Source organism: Pseudomonas viridiflava, assembly GCF_900602065.1.
Taxonomy (GTDB): Bacteria; Pseudomonadota; Gammaproteobacteria; order Pseudomonadales; family Pseudomonadaceae; genus Aquipseudomonas.
Genome location: NZ_UWFN01000095.1, coordinates 244,188 through 257,939 on the forward strand (window position 1 = coordinate 244,188; position 13,752 = coordinate 257,939).

Genomic DNA, 13,752 nt, shown 5'->3' on the forward strand with positions numbered 1-13,752 from the left:
GTTGTTGATCGACAGGTCGATGGGGAAATTTAGCCAGCTGCGAGAGGTGTCGGCTAATCACTTATGCGTATCCAGTGATAGCTTGGGGTGATCGGTTTGGAGGGATGTTGGGCGCGAGAGTTATAGGTGCGCCCAAAATTCTATCGCGAAGAAAACAGAGATCCTGTAGGAGTGAGCTTGCTCGCGATTTGGTATACCTGTCGCTAAATCTGGTGACTGAAACAACGCTATCGCGAGCAAGCTCACTCCTACAGATCCTCGTTAAATAAAAAACCGCAGACCGTTGAGAAAACCGGTCTGCGGCAAAAAAGTTTCGGTTGAATCAGTAAGAATGTCGCCCCATCCGGCAAGCAATTTCAAACGCCTGACGAATCGCGCCGACATTGGCCTTGCCCTGCCCGGCGATATCAAACGCGGTGCCGTGTGCGGGCGTGGTAATCGGAATCGGCAAGCCGCCCTGCACCGTCACGCCACGGGAGAAGCCCATCAGTTTGATCGCGATCTGCCCCTGGTCGTGATACATGGTCACCACCGCATCAAAGGCACTGGCATCGCCTTGCACCTTGAGGAAAATCGTGTCGCCGGGGTACGGGCCATCCGCGGCAATGCCCTGATCCTGCGCGGTCTTCACGGCAGGGCCAATGATGTCCAGCTCTTCACGGCCAAACGAGCCATTGTCGCCGTTGTGCGGGTTGAGGCCGCAAACGCCGATGCGTGGACGCTCCAGGCCGTTGCGTTTGAGCGCCGTGTCAATCAGACGGATCGCCTCAACCACACGATTCTGGTTAAGCATGCCCGGCACCGCGGACAGCGCCACGTGAGATGTCACGCGGGAAGTCCAGAGGTTATCCAGCACGTTGAACTCACAGAACGGCCCGTCGAAACCCAACAGTTCGGCAAACCAGTGCAGCTCGTCACTGTGCGCCATACCTGCCATGTGCAGCGAGGTCTTGTTCAGCGGGCCAAACAAGACCGCATCGGTGGTTTTGGCAGCAGTCAGCTCAACGGCAATTTTCAGTGTGTCGAGGCAATAACGGCCGCCGATGGCACTCGATTCGCTACGCGGGAACTCTCCTGCCGCGTCACCGCGATAGTTGAAGAACAGCGGCGTGTCGTCGGTGAAGTTCAGGTCTTGCAGGGACTCAATCTGGCGATAAGGAAATTCCTTACCGGCGATCTGCATGCCGCGCTGCATTTCGGCTTCGTCGGCAATCAGGATCACCTGCGCCTGGCTGCGCACCTGTGGCTCGGCCAGAAGGCGGGCAATCAACTCAGGACCAATGCCTGCCGGGTCACCCAGTACCATCGCAATTCGGGTCTTGCTCATGCTTGATTCCTCATCTGTTCGGGCCACGTCTGTGCAGTGGCTGAAGGCTCGCAACGGTAGATACGTCGCGCGTTGCTGTAAAAAAGCTGTTGCTGGTCGGCGACAGGCAAATCGCGAACGATCTGTTTGAAGCCGCTGTAGATGTCGTCAAACGAGCCGCACAGGCTGTCGACCGGAAAGTTACTGGCGAACATCGCCCGGTCTGCGCCAAACATTGCGATGATTTCCTGAACGATCCACGCGTTGTCCTCGGCGCGCCAAGGTTTGCCTGGCAGCCCAAGACCGGAAATCTTCACCACGACATTAGGCTGCTCGGCCAACCGGCTCATGGCGGCATGCCAACCGGCCAATCCCTGCTCGCTGCGATCAGACGGCAGCCCGGCATGATTGAGAATGATCGTGGTGAGCGGGAAATCCCGGGCTAGCCGCTCGGCTTCAGGAAGATTCCACCAGGGCGTCTGCAAATCAAAATGCAGGCCCAGCCCGTGCAGAACGGCAAAGCTACGCCGCCAGTATTCGTCGCTCATCAGGCTCAGTTGCGACCCCACCTGCTCAGGTGATGTCGGCCCTCCAGGCTTGTGCCTGACGCTGCGCACGCATTGAAACGACGCCTGAGCACGCAACAGATCCACTGCATCCGAATGATCCAGCCACGCTTGCGCGACAATCGCATTGGGCACCCCGTAACGTGCGGCGAGTTGCTCGACGAAGCGCGTCTCGCCAATCGGGTCACGCGGATCCCATTCGGTTTCGACGTAGACGGTCTGCACCACCTGATGCTCGCCCACATCGCCGAAATATTCTGGCGGCAAGTAACGGCGTTTGATCGCGGAGTAATCACCGTAGCGAAACGGGATGTTGGCTTTCGGGGCCAGCCACGGATGATGATTGACCTGCGGATCCCAGAAATGATGGTGGGCATCGACAATCGGCCCGCTCCACAACTCAGACATCCGCCACCTCCTGTTGCCCATCCAGGCTGATAAACAAGGTGGCCAAAACAAACAGTGCCGCGCAGAAGGCAAAGAATGCGAGCACTGCACCGAAGCCACCGAAGAACTGCAGGATCACTCCGACCAGAATCGGCACGAAGATCCCGCCGATACTGCCCGCCAGGTTCATCACACCGCCGATCAGACCGACTCGGGCCGGTGCAGCGAGCAAGGCCGGGAAGCTCCAGTACAAGCTGCCCCACATCAGAAAGAACGCCGTCATCGCCAACAGGCCGACGGCCGCAAACGGATCAGTGAGGGTCGGCAACAGTACCAGCGCAGCCAGTGCAATCAGCCCGGAGAAGGTCAGCAAACCTTTGACCGCCAGCCCTCGGCGCACGCCTTTGCGAATCAGGCCGTCACACAGAAAACCACCGGTCAGCGAGCCGAGCGCGCCGCAAATGAAGATCACGAAGGTTGCTGCGCCAATGCCCTTGATATCAAAACCGCGGGCCTGAGCCAGATAGCTCGGCCCCCAGGTCAGCAAACCGAAATAAACCATCGCCCAACTGGAGCGTCCGACCAGCAAGCCGGTCAGCGAACGTGCAGCAATGCCCAGACCTTTGACCGGCGCGCGCGCGGCCTCTGCGGCAGGCGTGGCGCGGCCCGCATTGATCTTGTCCAGCTCGGCCTGATTGACCTGCGGGTGCACCGATGGATCATCACGCAGATAACGCCAGGAAACCCAGCCCAACAACAAGGTCGCGACCCCTGCGATGACGAACGCCATACGCCAGGAGTCCAGCGTTGCAATCAGATAAGCAATGATCAAACCACCGAGCGCTACGCCCAGCGGGCTACCGCTGTCCATCATCACGGCGCCACGGCTGCGCTCGCTGGGGGCCAGCCACAGGGAAATCAGCTTGCCGCCCGAAGGAAACAACGGCGCCTCCGCCGCCCCGAGAAACATCCGTGCAAACAGCAGCGAAACGCCGCCCGTAGCGAAGCCTGCCAAGACCTGGAAAGTCCCCCATAAACCGGTGGACCAGGTGATGACGCGACGCGGACCGAATCGGTCAATCATCCAGCCACCGGGAATCTGCAACAGCGCATACGCCCAGAAGAAACTGCTGAGGATCAGGCCCTGCATGCTCGGCGACAGCTCGAATTCCTTGGCGATGGTCGGCATGGCGATGGACAGGGAGACCCGGTCGATGAGGTTAACCATGGTCAGCAGAAAGATGATGGCAAAAATCCGCCAGCGCACCGAAGTGGCTCGCGCTGTGGTGGCGACTGCCGGATTGCCGGTAGCTGCAGAGGCACCTGCGTCAGACAGATGCAAGGGGGCACTGGAACGATCCATGGTGCTTACCTCGTTTTTATTGTTTTTGTAGGTGTTGCTGTGGCGCTCACTATCAGAGGCGAACCGATAACCGTCTAATCAAAAAAATACATACGGTGATAACCCTTGGATATCGCTAAGACCACATGGCTTCTTGGCAAACATTGAAACTGTAGGAGTGAGCTTGCTCGCGATTGGATCTATCAGTCGACTTCAACATGAACTGACTGGACGCCATCGCGAGCAAGCTCACTCCTACAGTCCGACTTCTTCGGCAGCCCAGAAAAACCTTTATCCCCAGATATCACTGACACGCCTCCAAACTCGCCAACCGATAACCCCAGGCTATCGGTGTATCCAATGTTTTGAGTAGACGCCGCCGCGATAGCTTCCCACACTCGACCCAAGATTTGCCGGTCCCTGCATCAGGCAAATCGCTCAAAAAACAATTACAAGAAATAGAGGTTTCATCATCATGCGAACCGCATCCCTTCGACGCGCGTCCCGTTTTCTGCTCGGCTGTTCACTCGTTTGCGCCGGCACTCTTCCCGCTCTGGCCAATGCCTGGCAACCCGACAAGAACGTTGAAATCATCGTCGCTGGCGGCCCAGGTGGCGGGACTGATCAGCTCGGTCGTCTGATCCAGTCAATCATCACCACTCACAAGCTGCTGGACGTCAACACCGTGGTGCTCAACAAAGGCGGCGGCAACGGCGCCGAGGCATTTCTGGACCTCAAAATGTCCGAAGGCGATGCAGACAAGCTGGTGATCGGCACCAACAACATTTACCTGCTGCCACTGGTCTCCAAGCTCGGTTATCAATGGCAAGAGCTGACCCCGGTCGCCGCCGTTGCTGAAGACGACTTCATTCTCTGGACCTACAAAGACGCACCGTGGAAAGACGCCAAGAGCTTCTACGAGACGGTCAAGGCCGACCCGTCCAAACTGCGCATGGGCGGCAGCCAGTCCAAAGACGTGGATCAGACCCTGACCTTGCTGCTGAATAAAACCACGGGCAGCAAACTGGTTTACATCCCGTTCAAAAGCGGTAGCGAAGCTTCTACACAACTGGCTGGCAAACACATCGCCGCCAACGTGAACAACCCCAGCGAAAGCATCAGCCAGTGGCGCGGTGATCAGGTCCAGCCGCTGTGCGTATTCAGTAAAGAGCGCATGGGTTACACCGAAAAAGTCGCCGGGGACAAATCCTGGGCCGACGTACCGACCTGCCACGAGCAAGGGCTGGGCGTTGAGCAATATCGCTTCCCGCGTACCGTGTTCATGCCCGGCAAAGTGACTGCCGAACAACGCGCGTTCTATACCGAATTGATGCGCAAAGTCTCCGAAGCGCCTGAGTTCAAGGCCTACGTCAAACAGAACGCACTGGTGCCGACCTTCCTCGAAGGCGAGCAACTGAGCGCCTACATCCAGCAGGACACGGCCCGCGTTACCCCGGTGTTCAAGGACGCTGGCTGGTTGCGCGAGTGAACTGACTGATCAGGCCCCACTGCCGGGTGTTCGCCCGGCAGTTATATCCGGAGGTGTTCCATGCCCCATTCTTCTGAAACATCTGCGCTGGTCGGCACTCGCTGGGTCGAGTTCGGCCTCGCGCTGTTCACCCTGTTGATCGGCGCAGTCGTGATGTACGGCAGCCTCGACCAGGGCATTGGCTGGGGAGACGCCGGTCCCGAGCCAGGTTACTTCCCCTTCTACATTGGCCTGCTGTTGAGCTGCGCCAGCCTGGGTAACATCATCCTGACCCTGATTCGCTGGCAGGCATTGAGCGTCGCGTTCGTCAGTCGTACACAGTTCGCCCAAGTGTTATCGGTGTTTATCCCCATCGCACTGTTTGTCGCGGCCATGCCGTTCACCGGTATCTACATGGCGTCGGCGGTGTTCATCGCCTGGTTTATGTGGCGCGACCGGGTCCGGGCCAAGCCTTACGGCAAACTGATGATCTGCTCGGTGTCTGGCGGCGCTGTCCTGGCCAGCTACCTGATCTTTGCCTTGTGGTTCAAGGTGCCTCTGGACGCTGGCCCGGTAGGTGACTGGCTCGCGTTGGCCGGGAGATCGATGCAATGACTGAGTTCGATTCCCTGCTGCACGGTATGAACCTGATCCTCACCCCTGGGCACATCGGTCTGATGGTGGTCGGTGTGCTGCTGGGCATCCTGGTCGGCGTATTGCCTGGCCTCGGCGCCCCAAACGGCGTGGCGTTGCTGCTGCCATTGACCTTCACCATGTCGCCAGTCTCGGCCATCATCCTTTTATCGTGCATGTACTGGGGGGCCTTGTTCGGCGGCTCGATCACCTCGATTCTGTTCAATATTCCCGGCGAGCCGTCATCGGTGGCGACCACCTTTGACGGTTACCCCATGGCCCGCGACGGCCGCGCAGCCGAAGCCCTGACCGCCGCGTTCAGTTCGGCACTGATCGGCGCACTGGCTGGCGTGCTGTTGCTGACCTTTCTGTCGACGCGGATTGCCGAATTCGCCATGTCCTTCAGTTCACCGGAGTTTTTCGCGGTGTACCTGTTGGCGTTCTGCACGTTCATCGGCATGAGCAAGAACCCGCCGCTGAAAACCGTGGTCGCGATGATGATCGGCTTTGCCATGGCGGCCGTCGGCATGGACACCGTTTCCGGCAACCTGCGCCTGACCTTCGATCAACCGATCCTGATGACCGGCATCAGCTTCGAAGTGGCAGTGATCGGCCTGTTCGGTATTGGTGAAATTCTCTGCACTGTAGAGGAAGGCCTGGTATTCCGTGGCGAGCATGCGCGCATCACGCCCATGACGATTCTGCGTACATGGGCGAAATTACCGCGTTACTGGCTGACGATTTTGCGCAGCACGCTGGTTGGCTGCTGGATGGGCATCACCCCGGGCGGTCCGACAGCTGCGTCCTTCATGGGCTACAGCCTGGCGCGGCGCTTCTCGAAAAACCGCGACAACTTTGGCAAGGGTGAAGTGGAAGGCGTGATCGCACCGGAAACGGCTGACCACGCAGCAGGCACCAGCGCTCTGCTGCCTATGTTGACGCTGGGCATCCCTGGCTCGGCCACTGCCGCAGTGATGATGGGCGGTTTGATGATCTGGGGTCTGCACCCTGGCCCGACCCTGTTTGTTGAGCAGCATGATTTCGTCTGGGGCCTGATCGCCAGCATGTATCTGGGTAATGTCGTCAGCCTGATCGTGGTGCTGGCAACCGTGCCACTGTTTGCCTCGATACTGCGCATACCGTTCTCGATCATTGCCCCGATCATCATCATGATCTGCGCCATCGGTGCGTACTCGGTGCATAACTCGCTGTTCGACGTCGGCCTGATGCTGGTATTTGGCGCGTTGGGTTATCTGTTCAAAAAGCTTGGCTACCCGATTGCACCATTGGTTCTGGCGGCGGTATTGGGCGACAAGGCTGAAGACGCCTTCCGCCAGTCGATGCTGTTCTCCGATGGGCAACTGGGTATTTTCTGGTCCAACCCGCTGGTGGGCAGTTTGACCACCGCGGCAATGGTAATGCTGTTCTGGCCGCTGATTTCCAGCGGGATTCGCAACGCATTGGGCTGGCGCACTCGCCACGCCGCCAAAGTGAAATCAGCTCAGTGAAGAGTAAGGGGCTAGTAAGCCCTGGCATTTCTTGTCAGGCTCAGCCCCAGACTATCCTGCGAGCGTCGACCATGACCCGAATTCCTGATGCCAACGTCATTCACAGCCGCTTGCGCCTGCGCCAGTTGCGTTTGATGCTGGCGCTTCAGGAGTTGGGGTCGCTGCGTCGGGCAGCGGACAATATCGGTATGACTCAGCCCGCCGCGACCAAAATGCTCCACGAGGCCGAGGACCTGCTCGGCGTCGAACTGTTTGAGCGCCTGCCAAGAGGCATGCGTGCTACGCAGTTCGGCGAAACCGTCATCTATTACGCGCGCATGGTGTTTGCAGAATTGAGCGGCATGCGTGAGGAACTGGTAGCGCTGGAGTCCGGCAACCTCGGCCGAGTGGCAGTCGGGGCGATCCCCGCCCTGGCGTCCGGACTGCTGACTCGCACCATCGCCGAACTGAAGAAAAGCCATCCGCGTTTGTCTATGAGTATTCAGGTCGATACCAGCGATGTGCTGGTTCAGGCCTTGTTACAGGACCAACTGGACGTGGTGCTCGGCCGGATTCCTGGCGGCGCACGCGCTGAAGAACTCCTGTTCGACAGTTTGGGCGAAGAAGAACTTTGTGTGGTCGCGGGCGCCAATCATCCCATGGCCGACGCCACTCATCTGGGCTGGGCCGACATGCAGAACATGACCTGGGTCCTGCAACAGCACCCAAGTCCGATGCGCTCGATCATCAATCAGGTGTTCCACAACGCACGCGTCGACATCCCCAGCAGTATTGTTGAAACCACCTCGATCATGACCTTGCTGTCACTTGTCCAACAGACCGACATGCTGGGTGTAACGCCGGTGTCAGTGGTCGAGGACTATCCGGGACGCGATTTGCTGGCAGTCTTGCCGATCAAATTCGAAGCGCGCCTGCCGCCATACGGGCTGATCACACGCCGCCATCGCATCCAGTCATCAGCCATGCAAGCGTTCATGAACTCGGTCAAAGGTGAGCACCGGGTTGCTCGCGCCTGATTACTCCAGACGAGACGCGAACTAATTACCCTCTGCCCCTCTCTACTCCTGCGCTAGATGTACGTCGTTCAACTCCCATTCAGCTAATGCGTCTGACAATCAGACTGGCGCGATGTGTGGGTAGCAGCGACACTCCTTACAGGATAAGAAGAGGGTTCCCACATGCTATGGAAAAAGGGTCGGCGCAGCGATAACGTCGTGGACGCACGTGACGGCAGTAGCGGCGGCGGTGGGATGCGCATTGGCGGCAAGGGACTTGGTATCGGTGGCGTGATCATCATCGTGGCTATCGGCCTGTTGACCGGTCAGGACCCGATGCAGATTCTCGGCCAGCTCACCGGCCAGGCAACTCAGGCACCAACTTCAACCCAGACGCGCCAGGCCCCGCCCGCCAATGACGAGCAGGCAGAGTTCGTCCGGGCGATTCTCGGCGATACCGAAGACACCTGGCGTGCAGCCTTCCAGTTGGGCGGCCGCCAATACAAAGATCCGACGCTGGTGCTGTTCAGCGGCCAGGTGCAGTCTGCGTGCGGCTTTGCAACATCGGCCAGCGGACCGTTTTATTGCCCCGCTGACCAGAAGGTCTATCTGGACATGGAGTTCTTCCGCGAAATGTCACAACGCTTCAAAGCTGCGGGGGATTTTGCTCAGGCCTATGTGATTGCTCACGAAGTAGGTCACCATGTGCAGACATTGCTCGGCGTTTCTGAAAAAGTCGATGCCGCCCGCCGAAGTGGCCAGCGCATGGAAGGCAGCAACGGTTTGCTGGTTCGCCAGGAGCTTCAGGCCGACTGTCTGGCAGGCGTTTGGGCCTATAACGCACAAAAGCGTTTGAACTGGCTTGAGCCGGGTGATATTGAAGAAGCCTTGAATGCGGCCAACGCCATTGGCGATGATCGCCTTCAACAACAGGGTCAAGGCCGCGTAGTGCCAGACTCGTTTACTCACGGGACGTCCGCCCAACGGGTTCGCTGGTTCAAAACCGGCTTTGCCCAGGGTCAACTCAACCAGTGCGACACCTTCGCCGCCAAGAGCCTCTGATCACATGATAAAACCGCTACTGATCCTGTCGTTAAGCACCCTTCTGAGTTTCAACGCTCACGCCGAGGATCAGGCGGTCAAATCCATCAGCCCGGAGCGCCTGACTATCAATGGCGCCCAGGCGACGCTTGGCCTGAGCCTGAACTGGAAACAGCCTCGTCCCCAGATCGAGCGTGCAGTGATCGTGCTGCATGGCCGGTTGCGTAATGCGCCGACTTACCTGCGCAGTATCGAACGCGCCGCCAATCAGTCGAAACAACGCACCAAGACCCTGCTGATCGCGCCGCAATTCCTGGATGAGAAGGACATTGCCGCGCACCACCTGGGCGACAACATATTGCGCTGGCACGGCAACCAGTGGATGGCGGGCGAAAACTCTGTAGGGCCCAAACCGGTCAGTTCGTTTCTGGTCATCGACCATATTCTGCGCCGTCTGAGCGACAGCAAGCTGTTCCCGAACCTCAAGGAAATCGTTATCGCCGGGCATTCCGGTGGCGCGCAAGTGGTCCAGCGTTACGTGATGCTGGGCGGCAAAGAGGATGTGCTGCTGACAAAAGAAGGCATCAAGTTGCGCTACGTGATTGCCAACCCTTCGTCTTATGCCTATTTCGATACTGAGCGGCCAATGCCGGTCAACAAAGCCAATTGCCCGGGCTTCAACGAGTGGAAATACGGCCTGAACGGGATGCCGCCGTATGCGGGCAAAGTCAAAACCGCTGACATTGAAGACGATTACGTGAAACGTGACGTGACCTACCTGCTCGGTCAGCACGACACCGATCCGAAACACCCTGCTCTGGACAAGACTTGCGGCGCAGAAGCACAGGGCGCACAACGTCTGGAGCGTGGCGAGAACTACTTCAAGTACCTGCAGAAACGCCATCCACAGGGCCTTAATCAGCGCCTGATCGTGGTGCCGAATGTCGGCCACAGCGGCGATGGAATCTTCACATCAGCGCAGGGGCAGGCGGTGTTGTTCAAGGATTTTTGATCTGAAGCAGATTTAATCCTGTGGGAGCGGTGCTTGCCCGCGATACATAAGACGCGGCTGGAAGACACACCGCGTTATCGTTTATCGCGGGCAAGCACCGCTCCCACAGGGATTGCATTTCAACTCAAGTCACTCAGCAAAGCCTTGATCTCACCACAATCCTGCGCATGCCAGTCCGCCAATTCCGGCCAAGGGTTTTCCGGCAGGTTGACCAGAATGGTTTTGGTACCGGCAGCGCGGCCGCAGTCCAGGTCAAAGCGGTAATCACCGACCATAACCATCTGTGAGGCTGGTACCTGCCACGCATTGGCAAAGTGCAACAAGCCAGCGGGATCAGGCTTATGCGGGGCTTCATCGCGACCGAGAATATCTTCGACCGCAAAACAGTCGGCCAGGCCGATGGCCTCCAGCGTCACATGGGCCAACTCCCGGGCGTTGCGGGTCAGAATGCCCAGCCGATAACCACGTCCGGCCAACTCCCGAACAAGCTCCACCGCGCCGGGCGCAGCTTTCGACGCAAGAGCCAGTTCCCGCTCGTGCTCCAGCAGCCAGGCATGTTTGGCCGCGGCGACATCGGCAGGCAACGCGGCCAGATGCCCGAGAATGTCATGATCCTGCGGGATATCCAGTGCACGCTTGATGGCCGGGAAGTCATGAGCGGCAACGGTCAGCGTACCGTCCATGTCGAACACCCAGTGGCTGATTCCGGGCAGGCTCATGCCCAATCCTTGCGGTGCCGGATCAGGCCTTCCTGACTGACTGAAGCCACCAGTTGCCCGGCGCGGTTGTACACGCTGCCACGGGAGAAACCACGGGAGTTGCCCGCCCATGGACTGTCCATCGCGTACAACAACCAGTCATCCGCCCGCAGATCACCGTGAAACCACAACGAGTGATCAAGGCTGGCAACCTGCATATCTTTCTGCCAGACCGTCTTGCCGTGGGGCAGCAACGAAGTGGTCAGCAGGTTGAAGTCAGAAGCGTAAGCCATCAGATACTTGTGCAGCGCCGGGACTTCCGGCAGCGAGCCATCGGTACGGAACCAGATGTACTTCACCGCTTCAGTGGGCTGCGGATTGTAGGGATCGACAGCGGTGACCGGGCGAAACTCGATCGGTTTTGGGCAGAGCATCTTGTCGCGCATGTTCTCCGGGATCAGATGCGCGCGCTGCTGCATCAATTCAAGTTCCGAAGGCAGGTTTTCCGGACCGACGATTTTCGGCATCGAGGTCTGGTGCTCAAAGCCCTGCTCGTCGTACTGAAACGAAGCGCTGCAGGTGAATATAGGCTGACCCTTCTGAATGGCAGTCACCCGACGCGTGCTGAAACTGCCGCCGTCGCGCACTCGATCAACCTGATACACAACCGGCAGACCGGCGTCGCCCGGACGCAGGAAATACCCATGCAACGAGTGCACATGCCGCGCATCTTCGACAGTCTGGCTGGCAGCCGACAACGACTGGCCCAATACCTGACCACCAAATAACTGGCGAAAGCCAAGGTCCTGACTACGACCACGGAACAGGTTTTCCTCAATCGGTTCCAGGCTCAACAGCGCAACCAGATCATCCAACACTTGGCTCATTCATTACTCCTCACACAAAACCGTTCGCCGTCGCTACACGCGTGACACAAGCTGAAATAATACAGAAATTAACGCCATCAGCCCCCTCAAGCTTGCAGCGTATCCAGCCATTGTTGGCGAGTGATGCGATACAGCACATGCGGCTGCAAAGGATGACCGGCGGGCAACTGCGGGTGGTCGAAGTTGTCGGCAGCGTCGGTGCTCATGCCGATGGCCTGCATGACTTTTTGCGACGGCTCATTGCTCTGAGCCGTAAACGAAACGATCTGATCCACCCCCAAGCGCTCAAAACCGCACCCCAGAGCCGTCCAGGCCGCTTCGCTGGCATAACCAAACCCCCAGTGTTCCCGGGCCAGACGCCAGCCAATTTCAATCGCCGGGGTGAAATGCGCTTCAAAATTCACCACGCCCAGCCCGGTGAAACCAATGAACTGGCCGGTGTCCTTGCGCTCCAGCGCCCACAATCCGAAGCCCAGCTCGGCGAAGTGCCCACGCACGCGACCGATCAGTGCAGCGCTTTCCAGACGACTCAAAGGCTCCGGGAAATAGCGCATGACGTGAGGATCCGCGCACATGTCGGCAAATGCGGCTAAATCGTCGTCTCGCCATTGGCGCATCAACAATCGCGCACTCTCGAGTTTGAGTATCGGCTCCATCGGTTCTCTCCATTAACCGCTCAGTCATTGTGTCGGCCAGTGTAGCCTTGCGTTGAGCCACAAAGCTGGGCCTTCAGGGGCAATGCTGGCACTATCCGGCTTCGACCCCTGACCGGACGCAAAATGTCCCTGCCGCTCATCTATCACGAGGATTACAGCCCGGACTTCCCGGCTGACCATCGTTTCCCCATGGACAAGTTCCGCTTGCTGCACGACCACCTGATCGACAGTGGTCTGACCAGCGACGACGCTTTGCTGCGTCCGCAAATCTGTCCGAACGACATTCTTGCACTGGCTCATGACCCTTCTTATATACGCCGTTATATGGAAGGCGACTTGTCCCGTGAAGATCAGCGGCGCCTCGGCCTGCCCTGGAGCGAGGATCTGGCGCGACGTACGGTACGCGCGGTGGGTGGCTCACTGCTGACCGCTGAACAGGCGCTACAGCATGGTCTGGCGTGTCATCTGGCGGGCGGCACCCACCATGCGCATTACGATTACCCCGCCGGGTTCTGCATTTTCAACGATCTGGCGGTGATCAGTCAGTACCTGCTGCAAAGCGGTCGAGTCGACAAAGTACTGATCTTCGATTGCGATGTGCATCAGGGCGACGGCACGGCGCGGATTCTGGCTGATACCGAAGACGCGATTACCGTCTCGCTGCATTGCGAAAAGAACTTTCCGGCGCGTAAAGCGCAAAGCGACTGGGACATCCCGCTGCCGATGGGCATGGGCGACGACGAATACCTGAAAGTCGTCGATGACTTGCTCAACTACCTGTTGCCGCTCTATCAGCCGGATCTGGTGCTCTACGATGCGGGCGTCGATGTCCATCAGGATGACGCCTTGGGCTATCTGAAGCTGACCGACTCAGGAGTGGCTTCCCGCGATGAAGCCGTGCTGCGCCACTGTATCGGGCGCAACATCCCGGTCATGGGCGTGATTGGCGGCGGCTACAGCAAAGACCGCCAGGCCCTGGCGCGGCGGCACGGGATTCTGCATCACAGCGCGCAGCGGGTCTGGGTGTCGGAGGGCTTGTGACCCTGACACAGCGCTGCCGTGCAGCAAACGCTATCCATGTGGGAGCGGTGCTTGCCCGCGATAAACGATGACTGGGTGCATGCCTGTGAATAAGGTTGACCCATTCGCGGGCAAGCACCGCTCCCACAGGGCCTGCGTTCCAACATCAGTAATTACGTGTTGTTTGGTGAGAGCGACCGGGGCACGGTGCGGGTAGAATGCGCGACCAAACC

13 protein-coding genes are annotated in these 13,752 nt (G+C 58.7%); 7 read left to right on the forward strand and 6 right to left on the reverse strand.

The window, feature by feature from the left end; genetic code table 11:
* Positions 1-322: 322 nt before the first annotated feature.
* The 3 genes from EE949_RS03770 to EE949_RS03780 are packed head-to-tail and all read right to left on the reverse strand — an operon-like array spanning position 323 to position 3,622.
* On the reverse strand, positions 323-1,327 hold the full coding sequence (locus tag EE949_RS03770; RefSeq protein WP_122663008.1) for a 4-hydroxythreonine-4-phosphate dehydrogenase PdxA: 1,005 nt from the start codon (positions 1,325-1,327) through the stop codon (positions 323-325).
* A complete protein-coding gene (locus tag EE949_RS03775) occupies positions 1,324-2,280 on the reverse strand; it encodes an amidohydrolase family protein (protein WP_122663011.1) in 957 nt (318 codons plus the stop codon). The genes EE949_RS03770 and EE949_RS03775 overlap by 4 nt, the downstream gene beginning before the upstream one ends.
* Positions 2,273-3,622: an MFS transporter gene (locus EE949_RS03780; protein WP_122663013.1), complete on the reverse strand. Its 1,350-nt coding sequence runs from the start codon at positions 3,620-3,622 to the stop codon at positions 2,273-2,275. The genes EE949_RS03775 and EE949_RS03780 overlap by 8 nt, the downstream gene beginning before the upstream one ends.
* 454 nt (positions 3,623-4,076) lie before the next feature.
* Here EE949_RS03780 and EE949_RS03785 point away from each other — a divergent pair, with 454 nt between their 5' ends.
* The 6 genes from EE949_RS03785 to EE949_RS03810 all read left to right on the forward strand — a co-directional run bounded on the left by EE949_RS03785 (position 4,077) and on the right by EE949_RS03810 (position 10,258).
* Positions 4,077-5,090 carry a Bug family tripartite tricarboxylate transporter substrate binding protein gene (locus EE949_RS03785; RefSeq protein WP_122663015.1) on the forward strand — a complete coding sequence of 338 codons (1,014 nt, stop codon included), beginning with the start codon at positions 4,077-4,079 and terminating at the stop codon, positions 5,088-5,090.
* Between the two features lie 60 nt (positions 5,091-5,150).
* Positions 5,151-5,684, forward strand: a complete 534-nt coding sequence (locus EE949_RS03790; protein ID WP_122663017.1) for a tripartite tricarboxylate transporter TctB family protein — start codon at positions 5,151-5,153, stop codon at positions 5,682-5,684.
* Entirely contained in the window at positions 5,681-7,210 is a 1,530-nt protein-coding gene (locus EE949_RS03795; RefSeq protein ID WP_122663020.1) for a tripartite tricarboxylate transporter permease, read from the forward strand. The genes EE949_RS03790 and EE949_RS03795 overlap by 4 nt, the downstream gene beginning before the upstream one ends.
* A gap of 71 nt (positions 7,211-7,281) precedes the next feature.
* Positions 7,282-8,226: a LysR family transcriptional regulator gene (locus EE949_RS03800; protein ID WP_122663022.1), complete on the forward strand. Its 945-nt coding sequence runs from the start codon at positions 7,282-7,284 to the stop codon at positions 8,224-8,226.
* A 162-nt stretch (positions 8,227-8,388) separates the two neighbouring features.
* The gene (gene ypfJ, locus EE949_RS03805; protein WP_122663024.1) at positions 8,389-9,267 is read left to right on the forward strand and encodes a KPN_02809 family neutral zinc metallopeptidase; all 879 of its coding nucleotides are present in this window, start codon (positions 8,389-8,391) and stop codon (positions 9,265-9,267) included.
* A 4-nt stretch (positions 9,268-9,271) separates the two neighbouring features.
* Positions 9,272-10,258: an alpha/beta hydrolase gene (locus EE949_RS03810; protein ID WP_122663027.1), complete on the forward strand. Its 987-nt coding sequence runs from the start codon at positions 9,272-9,274 to the stop codon at positions 10,256-10,258.
* 119 nt (positions 10,259-10,377) lie between these two features.
* On the opposite strand, the gene EE949_RS03815 is transcribed toward EE949_RS03810, so the two are convergent.
* From EE949_RS03815 to EE949_RS03825, 3 genes are all read right to left on the reverse strand, one after another.
* A complete protein-coding gene (locus tag EE949_RS03815) occupies positions 10,378-10,977 on the reverse strand; it encodes an HAD family hydrolase (RefSeq protein ID WP_122663029.1) in 600 nt (199 codons plus the stop codon).
* A complete protein-coding gene (gene tesB / locus EE949_RS03820; protein WP_122663031.1) occupies positions 10,974-11,843 on the reverse strand; it encodes an acyl-CoA thioesterase II in 870 nt (289 codons plus the stop codon). The genes EE949_RS03815 and tesB overlap by 4 nt, the downstream gene beginning before the upstream one ends.
* A gap of 86 nt (positions 11,844-11,929) precedes the next feature.
* Complete coding sequence (locus EE949_RS03825; RefSeq protein ID WP_122663034.1) at positions 11,930-12,499, reverse strand: GNAT family N-acetyltransferase; 570 nt, start codon at positions 12,497-12,499, stop codon at positions 11,930-11,932.
* A gap of 123 nt (positions 12,500-12,622) precedes the next feature.
* Between EE949_RS03825 and EE949_RS03830 the strand changes: the two genes are divergently transcribed.
* Positions 12,623-13,540, forward strand: a complete 918-nt coding sequence (locus EE949_RS03830) for a histone deacetylase family protein (RefSeq protein ID WP_122663036.1) — start codon at positions 12,623-12,625, stop codon at positions 13,538-13,540.
* Positions 13,541-13,752 lie beyond the last annotated feature (212 nt).